This window comes from Amycolatopsis decaplanina DSM 44594 (assembly GCF_000342005.1).
GTDB classification, from domain to species: Bacteria; Actinomycetota; Actinomycetes; order Mycobacteriales; family Pseudonocardiaceae; genus Amycolatopsis; species Amycolatopsis decaplanina.
In genome coordinates this window covers 316176-337041 of sequence record NZ_AOHO01000058.1, presented here as the reverse complement: position 1 = coordinate 337041, position 20866 = coordinate 316176, and the positions used below count along the sequence as shown (strand labels likewise).

Sequence of the window (20866 nt, the reverse complement as noted above, 5' to 3'; positions counted from 1 at the left end):
ACTCCGGATAACCTGCGCACAGGAGATCCGGGGGTTGCGATGGAGACGAACGAAGCCAGGCGTATCGAGGCGACGAACGCCGAGCGCTACGCGATGTCCGGCCAGTACGGGTGGGAGTTCAGCCCGGACGCGCCGAACCTGCTGGAACGATGGACGGTGCTGCCGTTCAACCAGCGCGGGGACAAGCGGATGGCGTTCGGCGCGCTGAGCGGCGCGTACAACGGGCTTCGGTTCAGCGTCTTCGACTACCACCGCCGCCCGACGGTCACGAGCGTGCACACGCGGTGGACCAACAAGAAGGTCAACGAGCTCGACACGATCTCGATCGACACGGTCTGGGTCGTCACCCTGCCCGCGCCGATGCCGAACTTCCAGATCGTGTCGAGCATCGAATCCGCCTGGGACGTCGAGCGGTACCCCGAGCCCGCCACCGCGGACCGGAAGTTCAACCGCTGGTACAAGCTGATCGACACCGACCCGAACGTCGCGGTCGGAGTGCTGACGCCGCAGGTCGCCGCGATGATGCGCTCGTCGAAGCTGCACACCTGGTCGCTGGTGGGCGCGGAACTCGTCTACGTCGAGCATCCGACCTTCGGCCGGACCAAGCCGGACGAGGTGCTTTCGACGCTGGGCCGGCTCGCGCAATTGGTGTCGCTGCTGCCGTTCCACCTCGGCGGCGGGCAGCCCGCCGCGCCGCCGCAGCAGCCCCAGTACCCGCAGCAGCCATATCCGCAGCAGTACCCGCCCCCGCCGCAGTACGGTCAGCCGCCGTATCCGCCGCAGCATCCGGGATATCCACCCCAGCAGTACCCGCCGCCGCAATACCCGCAACCCGGCTATCCGCCCCAGGGATATCCACCGCCGGGGCCGTATGGGCCGCCGCCGGGGTACCCGCCGCGCGGTTACTGACGGGACTTCGCGCTTTCCGTCCACACTGGACTCTCGACGAAGTGGTTGTCGAACTTTTCTTGACTGTCCAGGAGATCCTGGACAGTCGCCTCGCCGTGCCCGACTTTTTCCAGCAGGCGGAAGTAGTCGAACCGTTCCACGCCGGGGATGAACACGATCAGGACGTCCGCCGACGAGTCCACGGCCGCGCGGAAAGCGTGTGTGGTCAGTGGTGGCACGACGAGCATGTCGCCTTCGGAAACGGTGACGATCTCTTCTCCCACAAGGACTTCCAGCTTTCCCTCGAGCATGAAGAACATCTCGGAGGAGCCGGTGTGGTAGTGCGGCGCCGCCCCATCGGCGCCGACACCCAACTGTGTTCTCGCGCTGCTCATGACTCCGCCTGTGGTCGAGACATCGGCGAGCAGTGTGACGAGCGTGGGGGCCGCGCCGACGGTCTCGGCTTCGGCGGCGCGGACGAGGACGGGTTCACGGGCTTCGATGCGCTGGGTCATGCCCACGATAGTTCCACTGCTGATAGTTCGCTGTCAAACTATCTCCCGTCGAATAGACTGCGGCCGTGAGCGAAGAACAAAACGTGGACGCGATCGACGCGGTCGTGGGCGCGTGGCAGCGCGAGCGGCCGGAACTGGACTTGACCGCGATCGGGGTCGCCGGGCGCCTCGGCCGCGTAGCGATGCTGACCACGCCGATGGTGGAAGCCGTGTTCGCGAAACACGGCTTGAAACAAGGGGAGTTCGACGTGCTCGCGGCACTCAGGCGGTCCGGGAAGCCGTACACGCTGACCCCGTCCGAGCTGTCCGCCACGCTGATGATGTCCAGGGCCGGGATGACGAGCCGGATCGACAGGCTGGAGTCGGCGGGGCTGGTCGAACGGGCGCTGGATCCTGAAGACCGGCGCAGCTTCCGGGTCACGCTGACCGAGCGCGGGTTCGAAGTCGTCGACGCCGCGATGACCGAGCACACGGCGAACGTCGCGAAGCTGCTCTCGCCGCTGGGCGAGGACCTCGGCGTCCTGGACGCTTCGCTGCGCCGGCTGCTGGCGTCCCTCGACTAAAGCTGAAGGGGCCCTTCGCCGCGTCACATGCGGTGAAGGGCCCCTTCAGTTCCCTGGAAGGATCAGCAGTACAGGTTGCCGCCGGGATCGACGCCGAGGATGCCGGTGAACTGCTGGTACTTGCTCACGCGGCTCTGCACCTGGGCGGGGTTGCCGCCGTTGCACTCGATGCTCCCGTTGATGCTGCGGATGGTCTCGCCGAAGCCGCGGCTGTCGACCATCGCGTTGTGCGGGGTCATCGTGCCGGGGCCGTTCTGGGTCATCCAGTACCAGATGCCGGTCTTCCACGCGACCGCCGCGTCGTTCTGCACCAGCCACGGGTTGGTCAGCAGGGGCAGGCCCAGTGCGTCGCCGGCGGCCTTGTAGTTGAAGTTCCAGCTCAGCTGGATCGGGCCGCGGCCGTAATACGCGGCGTTGCCCGCCGGGCAGCCATAGGACTGGCTCGTGTCGCAGTAGTGCGGGTAGTTGGCCTCGTTCTGTTCGACGATATGGACCAGGCCACCGGTCTCGTGGCTGACGTTCGCCAGGAAGGCCGCGGCTTCCTGCTTCTTCACGGTGTCGCTGCCCGTGCCCGCGAAGGCCGGGTACGCGCTCAGGGCGGTGACCAGGCCGTTGTAGGTGTAGAAGGGGTTCCGGCTCGGGAACATCTGGTTGAACTGGGTCTCGCTGACCACGAAGCCGGATGGGTTCGGCGGGTTGGTCGTACCACCGCCGCAGGCGCCCTGATCGGCCCAGACCTGGGCTGTACCGGGGGTTTCGTTCTGCGTCCACCACTTCGCGGACCAGTTGTGTCCGTTGTAGGACGCGGTGTTGCCGCCCCAGTAGACCGAGCTCGCGTTCCACGGCGCCACGCAGTCCGCGGCGGAGGCGGACTGGGTCGGGACGACCACGGCGACCGTGGTGGCGGCGAAGGTGGCGGCGACCGCCGCGACAATACGTCGAAGAGACATCGGTGGCTCCTTCGTACGAGGGGACCAGGCAGGGAGTTATTGGTCTATACCTTTTAAGGGGTATGGCCAACAGGTATAGACCATTGCGGACAAGAAACCAACCGGGGAAAGTCGGATCGGGCCTGTTCGGCCGCGTGTGACAGTCGAATGGCCTAACCCCTGTCCGGTTTTGTCGGAAACCGATTTCGCGTACGGCAACTCTGAGGAGAGGGGTGCTCGAAAGACCCCCCTTGTGAGGGGCTAGTCTCGTGCCCCGAGTTGATCAGAACTCACAGGTCTTGACACGCTCGGTAGTTTTTTGACCAGTAACCTGGAAATGCTCACTCGTTCGGGTTAGCGTTCCGGTTCGGCAAAGTCACGTCACGGGAGGCACTCCGGTGCGGAACCCAGTTCATCTCCTGATGCGATCGTCCCTGCCCGCGGCCAGGGCCGCGGCGGTCGTCGCGATCCCGGTCGCGCTGCTCGTCGCGGGCGCCGTCCCGGCGTCGGCCGCGGACTCGACGTCGCGCTCGGAGATGGCGTTCGGTCTTCTGGGGCCGGTCGGCCTGATCGCCGTCGCGCTCGGCATCGTCGGCATGGCCTTCGGTGTGTTCCGTCAGCGCCGGAAGGCTCGCGCGGCGGCGGTCGCCCCTGCTCCCGTCGCCCCGGCCCAGCCCGCCACCCCGCACGTCGCCGCGATGGCCGAGGCGGTGCTGGCGGACGACGCCCTCACCCGCCAGCAGCGCCCCTGACCTGCGCCTCCCCGGCCCGGATCGCGTTTAGCCCGCTGAACGCGACGCGCGCCCGGGATCGCGATTAGGGGGCTAAACGCAGGTCGGCGGATTTCTTGGGTAGGTACACCTAGTCCGGCCCGGATTGTTTAGCCGCCCGCTGATCGCCACGCTCGGGTCCATGACGGTGACGCGGCGTCGCAGCCGGCCCGGTGACCCCTTCCCCCGTGCCTTGGACCGGGCGATCACGGACAGCGGTCTCGGGCTCGACCGGATCCGGCACCGGCTCGCCCAGCAAGGGGTCCGGGTCAGTGTCGCGACCTTGAGCTACTGGCGGACAGGAAGAAGCCGCCCCGAGCGGTGCGACTCCCTGAAGGCGGTCGCGCTGCTGGAGCGGCTCTTCGAACTTCCGCACGGTTCCTTGCTGAACCGGCTGGGCCCGCGTCGTCCCCGGGGACGGTGGGGTGACGCGGGAGCCGGATCAGACGCCGGCGTTGGTGCGGATCCAGCTGCGGAAGTAGGGGACGTCCACGTAGATCGACGGCCCGGTCGCGCAGGTGCTGCTGTTGTTCCCGGCGCGGCTGGTGGCGCCGACCAGCTGCCAGACACCGTTGACCTGCTTCACCTGCGGGCCGCCCGAGTCGCCGTAGCAGGCACCCGAGTTCCCGTTGGGGTTGTTGGTGCAGATCTCGCTGGCGCCGTTGATGCCGAGGCACCGGCTGTCTGCGACGATCGAGGTGTTCAGCTCCTGCAGGGTGATCGGGGCTCCACAGGCGCCCTGCGGGGCGCAGGTCTGGCCCCAGCCGATGATCCGCGTCGCGGTGCCGACGGCCCCGGACGAGTCGGCGATCGTGACCGGCGCCTGCGAAACCGACGTCGAGAGCCGCAGCAGCGCCAGGTCGGCGCTCGGGTGGGCGATCCGCTGGGCCACGCGGGCCACGGTGCCGCCGCTGGTGCGGTTCGTGGTCCCGACGCGCACCTGGTACGGCGTTCCACAGTGCTTCGCGGTGACCACCCAGGTCGAGCTGATCAGTGAGCCACCACACTGGTGCCCACCGGAGCTCGACTGCTGGGACACCATGAACGAGTAGACCTGGGTCGCGTTGCCGCCGCCGACGATGTTCGGCTGGACGCCGCCGGTGGGCTCGGCCGCCGCCGCGACTCCGGGGAGCGTGAACACGGCCGCAGCCGCGATGGCCAAGCCCATCAGCAGGGATCGTGCCTTCATCTGGGTTCTCCTTCGGTGTGGCCGGAAGATCCGGTGCCATGAACGCTAGGAATCGGACACCGTGCCCAGAACCGTCGGAAGTATGTGGCGTTTAACCGTTTAGGCCGTTCGGCCGGGGCGAGGCCGGATGACCCGCCGCGGCGTGGCCTGACAGAATCCGGGCGTGTCCGACGAACAGAAGCGCCCGCGCGTGCTCTCCGGGATCCAGCCGACCGCCGACTCGTTCCACCTGGGCAACTACCTGGGTGCGCTGCGGCAATGGGTGCGGCTGCAGGACACCCACGACACCTTCTACATGGTCGTCGATCTGCACGCGATCACCGTCGAGCAGGATCCGAAGGTGCTGCGCGATCGCACGCGCCGCTCGGCCGCGCAGCTGCTCGCGCTCGGCGTTGACCCGGCCCGCAGCGCGCTGTTCGTCCAGAGCCAGGTGCCCGAGCATGCCCAGCTGGGCTGGGTGCTGGAGTGCCAGACGGGATTCGGCGAAGCGAGCCGGATGACGCAGTTCAAGGACAAGGCCGCGAAGCAGGGCACGGATCGCGCCAGCGTCGGCCTTTTCACGTACCCGGTCCTGCAGGCCGCCGACATCCTGCTGTACCAGGCGAACGAGGTCCCCGTCGGTGAGGACCAGCGGCAGCATCTGGAGCTGACGCGCAACCTCGCGCAGCGGTTCAACAACCGCTACGGCAAGACCTTCACCGTGCCGGAGCCGCATATCGTCAAGGACACGGCGAAGATCTACGACCTGCAGGACCCGACCGCGAAGATGAGCAAGTCCTCGTCGACCGGCAACGGCCTCATCGAGTTGCTCGAAGACCCGAAGAAGTCGGCGAAGAAGGTGCGCTCGGCGGTCACGGACACCGGCCGCGAGATCGTCTTCGACGCCGAGAACAAGCCGGGCGTCTCGAACCTGCTGACGATCCTCTCCGCGCTGACCGACCAGCCGGTCGCCGAACTTCAGAACTCGTATGAGGGCAAGGGCTACGGCGATCTGAAGAAGGGTGTCGCGGAGGCGTTCGTCGAGTGGGTCACACCGGTGCAGGAGCGCGTCCAGTCCTATCTGGATGACGTCGCCGAGCTCGACAAGGTCTTGGCGCTCGGTGCGCAACGGGCCAGGGAAGTCGCTTCGGTGACTTTGCGGAACGTCTACGAGAACATCGGGTTCCTTCCCCCGGCAGGCTGATTCGCGCTGCGAGGTCGTCGCGGTGTGGTTAACGTTCGACGGTGGCGAAAGATGACGGCGCGAAGCCGGAAGAGGACAAGCTGTTACCGCGCTTGAGGCGGAAGTACGGCTGGCTCGATCACCTCATCCGGGCCAACGACGCCTTCACCGAGCGCTACGGCAACCACTACGCCGCCGCCATCACCTACTTCAGTGTGCTTTCGGTGATCCCGATCTTGATGGTCGCCTTCGCGATCATCAAGATCGTGCTGGCGGGCGACCAGGTGGTGACGAACCAGCTCGTCGACGGCATCAAGAAGTCGGTCCCGGAGGGATTGAGCGATCTCGTCGGCAGCATCATCAAGGCGGCGCTGGACTCCGGCGGCGGTATCGGGGTGTTCGGTCTCCTGCTCGCCCTGTACTCGGGCGTCGGCTGGATGTCGAACCTACGAGACGCGCTGACCGCTCAATGGGGTCAGGAAAAGCAGAAGCTCCCACTGGTTTCGACCACCATCAAGGACCTGCTGTCACTCGTCGGGCTCGGTGTCGCGCTGGTGATCTCGTTCGGCCTCACCGCCGCGGGCAGCGGCGTCGGGCGGTTCCTGCTCGAACTGGTCGGCCTCGAGAACCAGACCTGGGCCGTGTTCCTGTTGAAGGTCGCGACGATCCTGCTCGGACTGCTCGCGAACACCTTGGTCTTCCTGTGGGTCATCGCGAGGCTGCCTCGTGAGCATGTCGCGCTGCGCAGCGCGGTCAAGGGCGCGATCTTCGCCGCGGTCGGGTTCGTCGTGCTCCAGCAGGCCGCGACCGTCTACCTCGGCAGTGTCACGAAATCACCGGCGTTCACGTTGTTCGGCCCCGTGATCGGTCTGCTCGTGTTCGCGAACCTCGTTTCGCGGTTCCTGTTGTTCGTCACCGCGTGGACAGCGACAGCGAAGGAGAACCAGCAGACGGTCATCGAGCCGCCGGCCCCGGTGCTGATCCACCCGAGGGTGACCGTCCAGCAGGGGCCGGGCACCGCGGCCGTCGGCGGGGCTTTCGCGACCGGCGCGCTTTTGGGCTGGTTCGGTCGCAGAAAGTCGTGACTTACCGGCCGGGCTCCTGCGGAGCCTGCCGCGCGACCGGTGCCGGCTGCGCCTGCGCGGCCTTCTTGTCGCGGACGAGGCCCGCGACGAGCATGGCCACACCGAGCACGCCGACGACGATGCCGAGCACCGGCTGGTAGTCCTCGGCCCACATCAACAGGATGAACTGACGGTCGGTGTAGGTCAGCGCGACCGAGCCGAAACCGAGCAGGATGAACAAGAACGCGAATCTCTGCATGGAAGAAACACCTCGGAAATGAGTACCTGAAATCGGGGACACCCACGACCGTCCCCCGAACGGTGCGCGGGTGGAGACCGAAGGGTAGCGGTCGCGGCCGCCGCTGTCCGCCGATTTCGCTTTCCGGGTCTCCTATTCGCCGGCCATGGCCTTCTTGCGCTGGTGACCGATGACGAACGACGCCACGATGATCAGGAAGACGACCAGCGTGATGATCCAGCCGGTCACCCCGAACGGGTCTTCGGCCGCGGCCGCTGCGCCGCTGTTCGCCGCGCCGTCGGCGTCCGACGCGGGCTTGGCCGGGTCCGCGGTTTCCGGAGACCGGTATTCGATGCGCCCCACCGGTTCGGCCTTGGCCTCGCGCAGCGCGATGCCGTAATCGAGGAGCTTCGCGGCCTGTTCCGTGACCCGCGTCGGGCGCTGCTCGGCGCGAAGCATCACGACCGCGACCCGGTGGCCGTTCTGGAGCGCGCCGCCGACGTAGGTGTGCCGCGCGTCGTCGGTGAAGCCGGTCTTGCCGCCGATGAACCCGGGGTAGGAGCCGAGGAGCTTGTTGTCGTTGTAGATCGTGATGACCGGCTTTCCCGCGGTGGGCGGGATTTCGAAGCTCTTGGTCTTGACCACCTGCGCGAATTCCGGCTTCTTCATCGCGTAGTGGAAGATCAAGCTCATGTCGTAGGCCGAGGTCGACATGCCCGGGCCGTCGAGCCCGGACGGCGTCGCGGCGCGGGTGTCCGTGGCGCCGATGCGGGTGGCCAGCGCGTTCATCTTCGCGACCGTGGCGTCGGTGCCGCCGAGCACGGTGGAGAGCGCGTGCGCCGCGTCGTTGCCGGAGTGCATCAGCAGTCCGTGCAACAGCTGGTCCACTGTGTACTGACCGCCGGCGGCGATGCCGACGCAGGTGCACTCCTGCTCGGCGTCCTCTTTGGTCGGAGTGATGACCTTCTCCGGCGGGAGTTCGGTGACCACGACCAGTCCGAGAAGGACCTTGATCAGCGACGCCGGCCGCTGGCGGGCGTGCGGGTCCTTCGCCGCGATGACGTCACCGTTGTCGAGGTCCTGGAGTACCCATGCCGCGGAGGTGTCGCCCTCCGGCGGGTTCAGGGCACGCTTCGGGAGCACCAGCCCGCATTCGGCCATCCGGTCGCCGCCCACCGGGACCGGCGGGACAGGCAACGGCGCCGGCACCGCCTCGCCGGGGCGCGGCTTCTCGGAGGTGTCGATCGGCGCGGGAGGCGTCGTCTTGTTCGCGCACGGCTGCGCCTGGGCTGGTGGCTTCGGAGCGGCTGTGGCCACCGGCGTCACCGCGAGGGCGAGCACACCGGAAACGAGGACCAGGAGCGACCGGGAGATAGCGCTGTGCACCCGAGCAATGTAGCGTCGCCGGGCTCGCTGCATACTCAGGGGCATGCGCATTTCGCGAGGTACTTCGATGTTCCTGCTGGGTTTCGGCGTGTGGTCGTGGATCATCTGGATCACGTTCGCCAAGAACCTCTGGGACAGTGACCGCGCCTGGGCCGCCGACGGCTCGCCCACCGCCTACTTCATCGTGCACGCGGTGCTGACGGTCGTCTCGTTCGTGCTCGGCACCATCATCGGATTCATCGGTCTGCGCACGCTTCGTGGCGCCAAGTCACGGGACGCGGAAAAGGCTGACGCCTGATCAGGTTTGTCGTCCTTTTGACGGTGGTGGGCGGGCTCCGGCTCGCTTACGTTCACTCCACCGAATCATGGAGGTGGAATGTCCCGGATCAGACGCCTGCTCGTCCCCGCGCTCGTCGCGGCGGCGGCGGGAAGTGTGTTCGCGGCCCCGTCGGCGAGCGCCGCGCCCGCACCGCAGTGCGACACCGCGAGCGCGCCGTTCAACTACGTGGTGCTCTACGACCCGCGTACCCCGGAGCGCAAGGTCGACAGCGAGCTGCGCGCCAAGTGCGGCGAGAAGGTCGCGTACTACCCGGAGATCGGGGTCGCGGTGGCGACCTCGCGCAACGCCGACTTCCAGGCGAAGATCGGCGTCTTCCGCGCCTACTCGGGCGGCCGTGACGTCGCGTTCCCGCCGGCGGCCTCCGCCCGGGCGACCCGCTCCGCCGTGGTCGACACCAAGGAAAGCGAAGAGACCACCAGCGTCGCCGTCGAAGAGGACCTGTCGGCCCAGCAGTGGGACATGCGGGCGATCCAGGCTCCCGAGGCGAACAAGGTCTACGGTGGCAGCCGCTCGGTGACCGTCGGCGTGCTGGACTCGGGGATCGAGCCCACCCACCCCGCGCTGAAGGCGGCACTGGACCCGAACGTGTCGGCCGGCTGCAACAGCGGCGCCCCCGACACCACGCCCGCCGCCTGGGCGCCCACCAACTCCGACCATGGCACGCACGTCGCCGGCACGATCGCGGGCAAGGACACCGAGCGCGGCTTCACGGGCGTCGCGCCCGGCGTCAAGCTGGCGTCGGTGAAGGTCGTGAACGACGAGGGCCTGATCCTCCCCGAGGCCGCGGTGTGCGGGTTCATGTGGGCGGCGAAGCACCGCTTCCAGGTCACGAACAACAGCTACTACATCGACCCGGGCATGTTCTACTGCTCGAAGGAGCCGGGCGACGCGGCCGCGTACGAGGCCGTCCGCCGCGCGGTGGTCTACTCGACCGGCCGTGGCGTGCTGAACGTCGCCGCCGCCGGCAACAGCGGCTTCGACGTCACGAAGCAGACCACCGACCCGAACCGCCCGCACCCCGTCGACTCGAGCTGCGGCATCCTGCCGAAGGCGATCGAAGGCGTCGTGACCGTCTCGGCCATCGGCTATGCGGGCACGAAGTCGTCCTACAGCAACTTCGGCGCCGGCCAGATCGAGGTGACCGCCCCCGGCGGTGACCGCGCCCAGCTGCCGCCCGCCGGACAGGGCGCGGGTTGCCCGCTGTCGACCATCTTCAACGGCGCCTACGGCACCAAGTGCGGCACCTCGATGGCGTCCCCGCACGCCGCCGGTGTCGCCGCGCTGCTGGCGTCCCGCTACCGCCACGCTCCGCCGCGGCTGCTGACCTGGCTGCTGGAGCATCAGGCCGACGCGGTCGAGTGCGGCACCGCGGCGCCGGTCTGTGAAGGTGCGGCGAAGGACAACTCGTACTACGGGCACGGCCGTGTCAACGCGCTGGACGCGGTGAAGTAGGCCCTTCCTCTGTCAAGTACGTGAAGGCCTCCTTGAGGGACCCAGGGTCCCTCAAGGAGGCCTTCACGGACTATCAAGCGGCACGGGAGATCAGGTTGACGGGTGGGCGGGGGCGTGCGGAGGCGGCGAGATGAGCCGCTTCCAGTTCGGCCAGAACCCCGGCGGGGTCTGTCATCAGTTGAGAAGGCAAGGTCTGTACGACGGTGATCCCAGCGGTTGCGTAGCGTGTATTGCGTAAGACCGTTCGCCTGTAGTCCTCGCGGTAGAAATGAAAGTCGAACGAGTCGATTTCCCACGCGAGTGCGACGTCATCCCACCAGGCATCAGGACGGCCGATGTATTCGCCACGGCTGTCACAGATATCCGGATTCCAGTGGCTCGGCTGGAATGTGAGGCTACGGCTCAGGATCTTCGCCCTTGCCTCCGCTACGGAGTAGAGATCCTTCCACTCGCCGAGGATTCGGCGGGGAATCGCCGTGCCCCGCTTCGTGCCTGTGTTCAGTTCATGGGCGAGCGCTTCGGGTGAGCACCGGCCGCGCTGAATAGCCTCGACGAGAAGCCGACCGACAGGTTCGACCGTCCGCAGGCGCCGACAGGCGTCAGTGGTCGCACGAACTAGCGGAGCCAGTGGTACGTCGTCGCGGATTCGCGGTTCCGGTAAACGACGGGTTCGCTCGACAGTCACGAAATCAGCGCTACGGACTTTGTGTTCGTGGGGGATGAGGACGTGAATGTCGTCGTCCGGAGGTAGTTCGCGAGGGCGGAGACCATGTCGGCGACAGGCCTCCACTCCGGTCACGAGCGCACGTGGGCCCGCGTGCAGCAGGGCGCCGATCACCCGTTCTTCGACTGTCGGGGAAGCCTGATGCAGAAGAATTATCCCTGGTAACAGGCGTTGCCAGGGGCCGCCGGGAAGGCATCTTCGGTAGATGACCTTGCTGCTCATGTCGAGCGATTCCAAGGTCGTGGCCTTGATGACGCCCTGACGACTGCGTTGTTGGAGCAGTTCGGGGTGCTCAGCCCACCTGCCGCGCTTGTTCATGATCGCAGCGTGGGTCAGACGGCACCACGATCACCAGACGCATTTCGCCGCCCTGTGGATAACCGACCCCTTGTGGATAACTTCCCCAGAAGTCCGTGAAGGCCTCCTTGAGGGACCCAGAGTCCCTCAAGGAGGCCTTCACGGACTTGCGCAGTACTTGACAGCAGGAGCGTCAGACGCGCTTGAAGAGCAGAGCGCGTTTGACTTCTTGGATCGCTTTGGTCACCTGGATACCGCGCGGGCAGGCGTCGGTGCAGTTGAACGTCGTCCGGCAGCGCCAAACGCCCTCGGAGTCGTTCAGGATGTCGAGCCGCTCTTCGGCGCCTTCGTCACGCGAGTCGAAGATGAACCGGTGCGCGTTGACGATCGCGGCCGGGCCGAAGTACGAGCCGTCGTTCCAGTACACCGGGCACGAGGACGTGCAGCAGGCGCACAGGATGCACTTGGTCGTGTCGTCGAACCGGTCGCGGTCGGCCTGTGACTGGATCCGCTCGCGCGTGGGCTCGTTCCCGTAGGCGATCAGGTACGGCTTCACAGCCTTGTACGCCTCGAAGAACGGGTCCATGTCGACGTAAAGGTCCTTGAGCGTCGTCAGGCCCTTGATCGGCGCGATGGTGATGGTGGTCTTCTTGCCACCGGTCTCCAGCAGGTCCTTCATCAGGACCTTGCACGCCAGCCGGTTGATGCCGTTGATCTGCATCGCGTCGGACCCGCAGACGCCGTGCGCGCACGAGCGCCGGAAAGAGAACGTCCCGTCGATGTAGTCCTTCACGTAGAAGAGCAGGTTCAGCAGCCGGTCGGTGCGCTGCGCCGGGACGTCGTAGGACTCCCAGTGCGGCTCGGTGTCGACTTCGGGGTTGAACCGGAGGATCTTCAGCGTGACGGTGATCGGCGTGTGGTCGGAGGACACGGCCTCCGACTTCTCGGGGGTGGCCGTGGTCATCAGTACTTCCGCTCCATCGGTTCGTAGCGGGTGAAGGTCACCGGCTTGTAGTCGAGGCGGACGTCCGCCGACAGGCCTTCGCCCTGCTTGTAGGCCATGGTGTGCCGCATGAAGTTCGTGTCGTCGCGGTTCGGGTAGTCCTCGCGCGCGTGCCCGCCGCGGGACTCCTTGCGCGCGAGGGCTCCGACGACCAGGACTTCGGCGAGTTCGAGCAGGAAGCCCAGCTCGACGGCTTCGAGGACATCGGTGTTGTACCGCTTCCCCTTGTCGGACACGGTGATCCGGCCGTACCGCTCCTTCAGCGCCTGCACGTCGGTCAGCGCCTGCTTCAGCGTGTCCTCCGTGCGGTACACCGAAGCGTGCGAGTCCATCGTCTTCTGCAGCTCGGTGCGGATGTCGGCGACGCGTTCGTCACCGTGTTCCGACAGCAGCAGCGACAGCTGGTCCTCGACGACCTTCGTCGGGTTCTCCGGCAGCTCGATGTGCTCGTGCGCCAGCGCGTACTCGGCGGCCGCGATGCCGGCGCGACGGCCGAAGACGTTGATGTCCAGCAGCGAGTTGGTGCCGAGCCGGTTCGAACCGTGCACGGACACGCACGCGACCTCACCCGCGGCGTACAGGCCGGGGATGACGTTCTCGTTGTCCCGCAACGCCTCGCCGTGGATGTTGGTCGGGATGCCGCCCATCACGTAGTGACAGGTCGGGAACACCGGCACCGGTTCGGTGACCGGGTCGACACCCAGGTAAGTGCGGGAGAACTCCATGATGTCCGGGAGTTTCGCGTTCAGCGTCTCTTCCGGGATGTGCGTGACGTCGAGGACGACGTAGTCCTTGTTCGGCCCGCACCCGCGGCCCTGCAGCACTTCCTGCACCATCGACCGGGCGACGATGTCGCGCGGCGCGAGGTCCTTGATGGTGGGGGCGTAGCGCTCCATGAACCGCTCGCCGTCGGCGTTGCGGAGGATGCCGCCCTCACCGCGCACGGCCTCGGAGATGAGGATGCCGAGCCCGGCCAGACCTGTCGGGTGGAACTGGAAGAACTCCATGTCCTCCAGCGGCAGGCCCTTGCGGAAGATGATGCCGAGGCCGTCACCGGTGAGGGTGTGCGCGTTCGACGTCGTCTTGAAGATCTTGCCCGCGCCGCCGGTGGCGAACACGATCGACTTCGCCTGGAAGACGTGCAGCTCGCCGGTCGCCAGCTCGTAGGCGACGACGCCGGAAGCGGCCGGGTTGCCGTCCTCGTCCGGGGTCAGGACCAGGTCGAGCACGTAGAACTCGTTGAAGAACTCGGTGCCGTGCTTGACGCAGTTCTGGTACAGCGTCTGCAGGATCATGTGCCCGGTGCGGTCCGCGGCGTAGCAGGCGCGGCGCACCGCGGCCTTGCCGTGGTCACGGGTGTGCCCGCCGAAGCGGCGCTGGTCGATTTTGCCTTCGGGCGTCCGGTTGAACGGCAGGCCCATCTTCTCGAGGTCGAGGACCGCGTCGATGGCTTCCTTCGCCATGATCTCGGCGGCGTCCTGGTCGACCAGGTAGTCGCCGCCCTTGATCGTGTCGAAGGTGTGCCACTCCCAGTTGTCCTCTTCGACGTTCGCCAGCGCGGCGCACATGCCGCCCTGGGCGGCGCCGGTGTGCGAACGCGTCGGGTAGAGCTTGGTGAGGACCGCGGTGCGGGCACGCTGGCCGGATTCGATGGCCGCGCGCATGCCGGCGCCACCGGCGCCGACGATCACCACGTCGTACTTGTGGAACTGCATAGGGATGCTCCGCTTATCAGGAATTGAGCACGTGTGTGGTGGGGCGTCAGTTGGCCGAGATGCCGGGATCGAAGGTGAAGATCACCATCGTGCCGACGGCGAGGATCAGCACCATCGAGACGTAGAGCACGATCTTCAGCCAGAACCGGGTGCTGTCCTTGCGGGCGTAGTCGTCGATGATCGTCCGCAGCCCGTTGCCGCCGTGGATCTCGGCGAGCCAGAGCATCGACAGGTCCCAGAACTGCCAGAACGGCGAGGCCCAGCGGCCTGCGACGAAGCCCCAGTTGATGCGGTGCACGCCGCCGTCGAGGATGTTCATGATGAACAGGTGGCCGAGCACCAGCACGATCAGGGCGAGGCCCGAGATCCGCATGAACAGCCAGCTGTAGAGCTCGAAGTTGCTGCGGCGGGCGGCGGGACGCTTCGGGGAGCGCGGCTTGTCGAGGGTGAGGACTTCGGATGCCATGGTCAGTTACCCCCGAAGAGCGTCTCGACGGTGCGCTTCATCATGAAGAACGCGCCCGGAATCATCACCACGACCCAGATGGCCAGGATGGTCCAGAGCATCGGCTTCTGGAACTTCGGTCCCTTCTCCCAGAAGTCGACCAGCATGACCCGGATGCCGTTTAGCGCGTGGAACAGCACCGCGCCGACGAGGCCGACCTCGAGGAGGTTGACCAGCGGGGTCTTGTAGGTCTCGATGACCTCGTTGTACGTGTCGGGCGACACGCGCACGAGCGCGGTGTCGAGCACGTGCACGAAAAGGAAGAAGAATGTCAGCACGCCGGTGATGCGGTGCAGCACCCAGGACCACATACCGGGGTCACCCCGGTAGAACGTCCCCTGCCGGCGTGAGGCACCCGCGGAGGCGCTCGCACCCGCCTCGGTGGCGGTGCTAGGCGTAGCCGTGGTGGACATCGGTGAACGGCCTCCAACGTCATGGCTTGGGCCCGCTGACCGCTGGTTTCCGCGCCTGCCGCCGGGACGTCCACCTGGGGACGGCTCCGGCGACGGTGCCGAGATCATGGTCATCGAGCGTGGATACCAGGATGCTAGACCCGCACCTCACGGTGGGCTCACCTCCGGGTTCCTCTGTGTGATGGACCAGACATCGAGGGCCTCGCACGATCGAGTGACGCGGGCCGGTAACTCGCCGGTTCGTCCACTGTGGACGCGGGGCTCGCCGCGAGCCGCTCGCCGGGTGCCTCTGAACAGTGCGTGACGATCTTCGACGCTTCCTGCGGCCAGGGGGCCGAGTGCTGCCTGCGATTACTCCATTGTGATCACCGTGCGTACTCCATTCGTCGCGCTTACGACTCATGAGTAAACGTTTGTGTTACGTAGCGTGCCTTTCCTATGGCGGCAAAGCGGCCGTTAGGTACCGTCTCTCGGTCGAACCCGGCAGTGTCGCCGGGTCACTTTCTTCGGACCATCCGCTGGATCAGCGGGGAGGGAGACACACGTTGCGTCGCATGCGTGGAACCGCGCTGGCCGCCGCGACCTTGGCCGGTGCTCTGGTACTGGCCGGGTGCGCGAAGGATTCGGGTGCGGGGAACAACAACAACGCGAGCTCTGGGGACCAGTCCGCCAGCTGCGTGACGGCGCCGAAGCCGCCCGCCGCGCCGGCCGCGTCGAGCAGCTCCGCGCAGGCCGGTGAGAAGGTCGACGGCAGCAAGCTCAAGGTCGCGCTGGCCTTCGACGTCGGCGGCCGTGGCGACGCGTCCTTCAACGACTCCGCCGCCGCCGGTACCGACAAGGCCAAGACCGACCTCGGGGTCACGTCGGTCACCGAAAGCACCGCCGCCGCGACCGAGGACGAGGCCGCGAAGTCGCAGCGTCTCGACCAGCTCGCTTCGCAGGGCTTCAGCCCGGTCATCGCGGTCGGCTTCGCCTACGCCAAGGCCGTCGGCGCCATCGCGCCGAAGTACCCGAACACCCAGTTCGCGATCGTCGACGACGACTCCGTCAAGGCGCCGAACGTCACGCCGCTGGTGTTCGCCGAGGAGCAGGGCTCCTTCCTGGCCGGTGTCGCCGCCGCCTACAAGTCGAAGAAGTGCCACGTCGGCTTCGTCGGTGGCGTGAACACGCCGCTGATCCAGAAGTTCGAGGCCGGCTTCCTGCAGGGTGTGAAGGCCGCTTCGTCCAAGGCCGTCATCGAGGACGAGTACCTCACCCCGGCCGGTGACTTCTCCGGATTCCAGGACCCGGCGAAGGGCAACGTGAAGGCCGCCGCCCAGATCGCCAAGGGCGCGGACGTCGTCTACCACGCCGCCGGCGCCTCCGGTAAGGGCGTGTTCGAGGCCGCGAAGTCGAACAACGCGTTCGCCATCGGCGTCGACTCCGACCAGTACAACCAGAAGACGGTCGAGGCGTCGAAGGACGTCATCATCACCTCGATGCTCAAGCGCGTCGACGTGGCGGTGTTCGACTACCTGCGCGCGCTGGCGAAGGGCGACCTGTCGTCGCTGCCGAAGCGGTTCGACCTCAAGGTCGACGGCATCGGCTACGCCACCTCCGGTGGCAAGGTCGACGACATCAAGGACGTCCTCGACGGGTACAAGGCGCAGATCGTCTCCGGGGCGATCACCGTCTCGGACAAGCCGCAGAAGTAAGCTCCACCAGGTAGCAGGGCTCGGAAGGGCGACCCTTCCGAGCCCTCACCTGTTTACCCAGAACTGGATGGCTTTTTCATGAGCGCTCCCCAGGCCGAGGTCACCGACGCCCCCGACCGGGGTGAACCGGCCGTGCAGCTGACCGGGATCACGAAGCGATTCCCCGGTGTCGTGGCCAACTCCGATGTCAACCTCACCGTCACCAAGGGCGAGGTGCACGCCATCTGCGGCGAAAACGGCGCGGGCAAATCGACCCTGATGAAGATCCTCTACGGCATGCAGCAGCCGGATGAGGGCGACATCGCGATCAACGGCGAACCGGTGAAACTGCGCAACCCGCAGGACGCCATCAAGGCCGGCATCGGGATGGTCCACCAGCACTTCATGCTGGCCGACAACCTGACCGTCGGGGAGAACGTCTTCCTCGGCGCGGAGAACCTGCACGGCATCGGCCGCGCCGCCAGGGCGAAACTGGCGAAGTTCGCCGAGCAGGTCGGCCTGCACGCCCGCCCGGACGCGCTGCTGGAGGAACTCGGCGTCGCCGACCGCCAGCGGGTGGAGATCGTCAAGGTGCTCTACCGCGGCGCGCGGATCATCATCCTCGACGAGCCCACCGCGGTGCTCGTGCCGCAGGAGGTCGACGCGCTGTTCAAGACCGTCCGCGCCATGCAGAAGGACGGCTTCACCTTCCTCTTCATCTCGCACAAGCTCGACGAGGTGCGCGCGATCGCCGACACGGTCACCGTGATCCGCCGCGGCACCACCGTCGGCACGGCCGATCCGAAGACGATCACCTCACGCCAGCTGGCCGAGATGATGGTCGGCTCGGAGCTGCCCAGTCCCGAGACCCGCGAGTCCACGGTGACCGACAGGGACGTTCTCCGCCTGGACGACGTGTGCCTGAGCGTCGAGGGTTCCGAGCGGAACGTGCTCGACCACATCTCCTTCACCGTGCACGCCGGTGAGGTGCTCGGGATCGCCGGTGTCGAAGGCAACGGCCAGACCGAACTCGTCGAGACGATCATGGGCATGCGCAAGGGCGGCGGCCGGATCGAGCTGATCGAGGCCGGCGGCAAGACCATCGAACTGCACAAACTGGGGACGCTCGCCCGCCGCGAGGCCGGGATCGGCTACATCGCCGAAGACCGGACGCGGCACAGCCTTTTGCTCACCCAGCCCTTGTGGGTCAACCGGATCCTCGGCTACCAGACGCGCAAACCGGTCGCGAAGGGACAGTTGCTCGACATCGACGGCGCGCGCGAGGACACCCGCCGCATCGTCGAGGAGTACGACGTCCGCACGCCGGGCATCGACGTCCCGGCCGCCGCGCTTTCGGGTGGTAACCAGCAGAAATTGATCGTCGGGCGCGAGCTTTCCGGCAACCCGGTGCTGCTGATCGCGTCGCATCCGACGCGCGGCGTCGACGTCGGCGCGCAGGCGCTGATCTGGGAACAGATCCGCCAGGCCCGCGCCGCCGGACTGGCCGTCCTGCTGGTTTCGGCCGACCTCGACGAGCTGATCGGGCTTTCCGACACCATTCAGGTCATGCTGCGCGGACGGCTGGTCGGCGAGGCCGACCCCGCGACCGTGACCCCACAGCAACTGGGCTCCGCGATGACGGGTGCTTCCGAAGACGCTGACGAAACTGGAGGTGCGGCGTGAGTAGCTGGCGTACGAGGCTGCTGCCGCCTCTGCTCGCGATCGTTTTCGCGGTCATCCTGACGGCCATCGCGCTGATCATCTCGGGCGCGGACCCGCTCCAGGCCTACGGCACGATGATCGGCCAGCTCTTCAAGGGCTCGACCGCCGTCGACACGGTGAACCTCGCGACGGTCTACTACCTGTCCGGGCTCGCGGTGGCCATCGGCTTCCAGATGAACCTCTTCAACATCGGTGTCGAGGGCCAGTACCGGTTCGCCGCCATCGTCACCGCCATCATCGGCGGGGCGCTGCAGCTGCCGCCGGTGATCCACGTGATCGCGATCCTGATCGTCGCGGTGGCCAGCGGCATGCTCTACGCGGCCATCCCCGCCGTGCTGAAGGTGACCCGCGGTGTTTCCGAGGTCATCTCGACGATCATGCTGAACGCGATCGTCGGCGGCATCGTGGCGTTCCTGGTCAACGCGGACCAGTTCGGCGTGCAGACCGGCAACAACATCGCCACCCGTGAGATCGCCGAGACCGGCCGGATCCCCGGTATCCCGATCGGGTCGGGCGAGCTGTTCGGCTTCGTGATCATCGCGGCGCTGATCGGCGCGGCCTACTGGTTCATGCTCAACCGGACCCGGTTCGGGTTCGAGCTCAAGGCCTCCGGTGAATCGACGACGGCCGCCGCGGCGGGCGGGGTCAACGCCAAGAAGATGACGCTGATCGCGATGCTGCTTTCCGGCGGTGTCGCGGGTCTGGTCGCGATGCCGGAACTGCTCGGCCGCGACTTCAGCTACGGCATCACTTCGACCCAGATGTACGGCTTCACCGGCATCGCGGTCGCCCTGCTCGGGCGCAACCACCCGGCCGGGATCGCGCTGGGCGCCCTGCTGTGGGCGTTCCTCGACCGGTCCGCCGTTTCGCTGGAGCAGATCAACGTGTCCAAAGAGATCGCCACGATCATGCAGGGCGTGATCGTGCTGTCGGTCGTCATCGCGTACGAGATCGTGCGCCGCGCCGACCTGGCCGCCGAACAGCGTCGCGTGGGTCGCGCGCTGGCGGGTAAGGGTTCCAGCGTGTCCGAGGGAGGTGCGGTGTGACCACCGCGGACGTTCTTTCGCCCAACACGGGCGGGACCACCATGCCGGTGAAGCCGCCGAAACGCCGCATCCCCGGCTGGCTCAAGGGCGCCATCTGGGGGCTGCTGGCGGTCGGCGTGCTCGCGATCGCGTCGTACGCCACCGGCGTCAACACGCTGACCTCGACCAACACCGCGCACACCGCGCTGCGGCTGGCGCTGCCGATCCTGCTGTGCGCGCTCGGCGGTCTCTGGGCCGAACGCGCGGGCGTGATCAACATCGGCCTCGAAGGCATGATGATCCTCGGCACCTGGGGTGCCGCGTGGGGCGCGTACCACGGCGGGGTCTGGGCCGGGCTGATCTCGGCGGTCGTGTTCGGCGCGCTCGGCGGTCTGCTGCACGCCGTCGCGACGGTGACCTTCAACGTCAACCACATCGTCTCCGGTGTGGCGATCAACCTGCTCGGTCTCGGTGTCGCGAAGTACCTGGCGAACCTGGTGTTCACCCCGCTTTCGGGGAACCCGCGCCAGTCGCCGCCGGTCCCGAAGTTCGACACCTACTCGGCGACGTTCCTCTCGGACTGGCTTTCGGACCTGGAGAAGATGCAGCGCGTCTTCATCTCCGACCTCGCCGGGATCCTCAACGGCCTGATCACCGAGGTCGCGCCGCTGACGATGATCGCGATCGCGCTGGTCCCGATCAGCTACCTCGTGCTGTGGCGGACGCGGTTCGGCCTTCGGCTGCGGTCCTGCGGTGAGAACCCGGTGGCGGCCGAATCCCTCGGCGTGAACGTCTACCTGCACAAGTACGTCGCCATGATCATCTCCGGCGGGCTCGCCGGAATGGGTGGCGCGTCGCTGGTGCTGCTCGCCGGCGGTGCGGACTATCTGGAGAACCAGACCAACAACCGCGGGTACATCGGCCTCGCGGCGATGATCTTCGGTAACTGGCGGCCGGGTGGCCTGCTCGGCGGCGCGGCGCTGTTCGGGTACGCGGACGGCCTCCAGCTCGCCGGTGGCGGCACCGCGGTGCTCGCGCTGCTGTACGGCGCGGTGATCCTGCTGGCCGTGATCGTGGCGGTGCAGTTGTTCCGCCGTCAGTGGATCGCCGCCGCGCTCGGTGTCGTCGGCGCGGGCGCGCTGTACGCGATCTACTGGACCAATGACGACCTGCCCAGCGACCTCATCCCGTACACCGCGCACTTCGTGACGCTGATCGTGCTCGCGGTGGCTTCGCAGCGGCTGCGGCCGCCCAAGGCGGACGGCGCGCTGTACCGGCGAGGTGAGGACTGAC

At 67.1% G+C, this 20866-nt stretch carries 21 protein-coding genes; 11 read left to right on the top strand and 10 right to left on the bottom strand.

Annotation, left to right across the window (positions count from 1 at the left end; genetic code table 11):
* Positions 1-39: 39 nt before the first annotated feature.
* Positions 40-909, top strand: coding sequence for a hypothetical protein (locus tag H074_RS20950; RefSeq protein ID WP_007032059.1), 870 nt, complete (start codon positions 40-42; stop codon positions 907-909).
* On the opposite strand, the gene H074_RS20945 is transcribed toward H074_RS20950, so the two are convergent.
* Positions 903-1403, bottom strand: coding sequence for a cupin domain-containing protein (locus H074_RS20945; RefSeq protein ID WP_007032058.1), 501 nt, complete (start codon positions 1401-1403; stop codon positions 903-905). The two genes, H074_RS20950 and H074_RS20945, sit on opposite strands and share 7 nt — an antisense overlap.
* A gap of 65 nt (positions 1404-1468) precedes the next feature.
* Here H074_RS20945 and H074_RS20940 point away from each other — a divergent pair, with 65 nt between their 5' ends.
* Entirely contained in the window at positions 1469-1966 is a 498-nt protein-coding gene (locus H074_RS20940) for a MarR family winged helix-turn-helix transcriptional regulator (protein WP_007032057.1), read from the top strand.
* Positions 1967-2028: 62 nt separating this feature from the next.
* On the opposite strand, the gene H074_RS20935 is transcribed toward H074_RS20940, so the two are convergent.
* Complete coding sequence (locus H074_RS20935; protein ID WP_007032056.1) at positions 2029-2916, bottom strand: glycoside hydrolase family 19 protein; 888 nt, start codon at positions 2914-2916, stop codon at positions 2029-2031.
* 401 nt (positions 2917-3317) lie between these two features.
* On the opposite strand from H074_RS20935, the gene H074_RS20930 reads away from it, so the two are divergent.
* On the top strand, positions 3318-3647 hold the full coding sequence (locus H074_RS20930) for a hypothetical protein (RefSeq protein WP_007032055.1): 330 nt from the start codon (positions 3318-3320) through the stop codon (positions 3645-3647).
* A 460-nt stretch (positions 3648-4107) separates the two neighbouring features.
* Here the strand turns inward: H074_RS20930 and H074_RS20925 are convergent, their stop codons facing one another.
* Positions 4108-4854 (bottom strand): S1 family peptidase, encoded by a 747-nt coding sequence (locus H074_RS20925; RefSeq protein WP_007032054.1) that lies wholly within the window; start codon positions 4852-4854, stop codon positions 4108-4110.
* Between the two features lie 163 nt (positions 4855-5017).
* On the opposite strand from H074_RS20925, the gene trpS reads away from it, so the two are divergent.
* Together trpS and H074_RS20915 are read left to right on the top strand one after the other, a co-directional pair.
* Entirely contained in the window at positions 5018-6037 is a 1020-nt protein-coding gene (gene trpS / locus H074_RS20920; protein WP_007032053.1) for a tryptophan--tRNA ligase, read from the top strand.
* 41 nt (positions 6038-6078) lie between these two features.
* Positions 6079-7101, top strand: a complete 1023-nt coding sequence (locus H074_RS20915; protein ID WP_007032052.1) for a YhjD/YihY/BrkB family envelope integrity protein — start codon at positions 6079-6081, stop codon at positions 7099-7101.
* 1 nt (position 7102) lies between these two features.
* Here H074_RS20915 and H074_RS20910 read toward each other — a convergent pair whose 3' ends face one another.
* Positions 7103-7339, bottom strand: a complete 237-nt coding sequence (locus tag H074_RS20910) for a hypothetical protein (protein ID WP_007032051.1) — start codon at positions 7337-7339, stop codon at positions 7103-7105.
* 132 nt (positions 7340-7471) lie between these two features.
* Positions 7472-8704, bottom strand: a complete 1233-nt coding sequence (locus tag H074_RS20905) for a D-alanyl-D-alanine carboxypeptidase family protein (RefSeq protein WP_007032050.1) — start codon at positions 8702-8704, stop codon at positions 7472-7474.
* Between the two features lie 43 nt (positions 8705-8747).
* Here H074_RS20905 and H074_RS20900 point away from each other — a divergent pair, with 43 nt between their 5' ends.
* Positions 8748-9002: an SCO4848 family membrane protein gene (locus tag H074_RS20900; protein WP_085940979.1), complete on the top strand. Its 255-nt coding sequence runs from the start codon at positions 8748-8750 to the stop codon at positions 9000-9002.
* Positions 9003-9080: 78 nt separating this feature from the next.
* Positions 9081-10496: a S8 family peptidase gene (locus H074_RS20895; RefSeq protein WP_007032048.1), complete on the top strand. Its 1416-nt coding sequence runs from the start codon at positions 9081-9083 to the stop codon at positions 10494-10496.
* Positions 10497-10569: 73 nt separating this feature from the next.
* Here H074_RS20895 and H074_RS39385 read toward each other — a convergent pair whose 3' ends face one another.
* The 5 genes from H074_RS39385 to sdhC all read right to left on the bottom strand — a co-directional run bounded on the left by H074_RS39385 (position 10570) and on the right by sdhC (position 15153).
* Positions 10570-11538, bottom strand: a complete 969-nt coding sequence (locus H074_RS39385; RefSeq protein WP_085940978.1) for a hypothetical protein — start codon at positions 11536-11538, stop codon at positions 10570-10572.
* Between the two features lie 172 nt (positions 11539-11710).
* Positions 11711-12481 carry a succinate dehydrogenase iron-sulfur subunit gene (locus H074_RS20890; protein ID WP_007032047.1) on the bottom strand — a complete coding sequence of 257 codons (771 nt, stop codon included), beginning with the start codon at positions 12479-12481 and terminating at the stop codon, positions 11711-11713.
* Entirely contained in the window at positions 12481-14235 is a 1755-nt protein-coding gene (sdhA, locus tag H074_RS20885; protein ID WP_007032046.1) for a succinate dehydrogenase flavoprotein subunit, read from the bottom strand. Before sdhA ends, H074_RS20890 begins: the two co-directional genes overlap by 1 nt.
* A 46-nt stretch (positions 14236-14281) precedes the next feature.
* Positions 14282-14701, bottom strand: coding sequence for a succinate dehydrogenase hydrophobic membrane anchor subunit (locus tag H074_RS20880; protein WP_007032045.1), 420 nt, complete (start codon positions 14699-14701; stop codon positions 14282-14284).
* Between the two features lie 2 nt (positions 14702-14703).
* Positions 14704-15153, bottom strand: a complete 450-nt coding sequence (gene sdhC / locus H074_RS20875) for a succinate dehydrogenase, cytochrome b556 subunit (RefSeq protein ID WP_083255186.1) — start codon at positions 15151-15153, stop codon at positions 14704-14706.
* A 554-nt stretch (positions 15154-15707) separates the two neighbouring features.
* On the opposite strand from sdhC, the gene H074_RS20870 reads away from it, so the two are divergent.
* From H074_RS20870 to H074_RS20855, 4 genes are all read left to right on the top strand, one after another.
* The gene (locus H074_RS20870; RefSeq protein WP_007032044.1) at positions 15708-16847 is read left to right on the top strand and encodes a BMP family lipoprotein; all 1140 of its coding nucleotides are present in this window, start codon (positions 15708-15710) and stop codon (positions 16845-16847) included.
* Between the two features lie 78 nt (positions 16848-16925).
* Complete coding sequence (locus H074_RS20865) at positions 16926-18509, top strand: ABC transporter ATP-binding protein (RefSeq protein ID WP_007032043.1); 1584 nt, start codon at positions 16926-16928, stop codon at positions 18507-18509.
* Positions 18506-19594 (top strand): ABC transporter permease, encoded by a 1089-nt coding sequence (locus tag H074_RS20860; RefSeq protein ID WP_007032042.1) that lies wholly within the window; start codon positions 18506-18508, stop codon positions 19592-19594. Before H074_RS20865 ends, H074_RS20860 begins: the two co-directional genes overlap by 4 nt.
* A complete protein-coding gene (locus H074_RS20855) occupies positions 19591-20865 on the top strand; it encodes an ABC transporter permease (RefSeq protein WP_007032041.1) in 1275 nt (424 codons plus the stop codon). The genes H074_RS20860 and H074_RS20855 overlap by 4 nt, the downstream gene beginning before the upstream one ends.
* Position 20866: the final 1 nt, after the last annotated feature.

Coding starts and splice junctions, on each gene's coding strand:
- H074_RS20900 (WP_085940979.1), top strand. CDS start 8,748: ATGCGCATTTCGCGAGGTACTTCGATGTTCCTGCTGGGTTTCGGCGTG.
- sdhC (WP_083255186.1), bottom strand. CDS start 15,153: ATGTCCACCACGGCTACGCCTAGCACCGCCACCGAGGCGGGTGCGAGC.
- H074_RS20945 (WP_007032058.1), bottom strand. CDS start 1,403: ATGACCCAGCGCATCGAAGCCCGTGAACCCGTCCTCGTCCGCGCCGCC.
- H074_RS20925 (WP_007032054.1), bottom strand. CDS start 4,854: ATGAAGGCACGATCCCTGCTGATGGGCTTGGCCATCGCGGCTGCGGCC.
- H074_RS20865 (WP_007032043.1), top strand. CDS start 16,926: ATGAGCGCTCCCCAGGCCGAGGTCACCGACGCCCCCGACCGGGGTGAA.
- sdhA (WP_007032046.1), bottom strand. CDS start 14,235: ATGCAGTTCCACAAGTACGACGTGGTGATCGTCGGCGCCGGTGGCGCC.
- H074_RS20910 (WP_007032051.1), bottom strand. CDS start 7,339: ATGCAGAGATTCGCGTTCTTGTTCATCCTGCTCGGTTTCGGCTCGGTC.
- H074_RS20870 (WP_007032044.1), top strand. CDS start 15,708: ATGCGTGGAACCGCGCTGGCCGCCGCGACCTTGGCCGGTGCTCTGGTA.
- H074_RS20950 (WP_007032059.1), top strand. CDS start 40: ATGGAGACGAACGAAGCCAGGCGTATCGAGGCGACGAACGCCGAGCGC.
- H074_RS20890 (WP_007032047.1), bottom strand. CDS start 12,481: ATGACCACGGCCACCCCCGAGAAGTCGGAGGCCGTGTCCTCCGACCAC.
- H074_RS20880 (WP_007032045.1), bottom strand. CDS start 14,701: ATGGCATCCGAAGTCCTCACCCTCGACAAGCCGCGCTCCCCGAAGCGT.
- H074_RS20935 (WP_007032056.1), bottom strand. CDS start 2,916: ATGTCTCTTCGACGTATTGTCGCGGCGGTCGCCGCCACCTTCGCCGCC.
- H074_RS20895 (WP_007032048.1), top strand. CDS start 9,081: ATGTCCCGGATCAGACGCCTGCTCGTCCCCGCGCTCGTCGCGGCGGCG.
- H074_RS20930 (WP_007032055.1), top strand. CDS start 3,318: ATGCGATCGTCCCTGCCCGCGGCCAGGGCCGCGGCGGTCGTCGCGATC.
- H074_RS39385 (WP_085940978.1), bottom strand. CDS start 11,538: ATGAACAAGCGCGGCAGGTGGGCTGAGCACCCCGAACTGCTCCAACAA.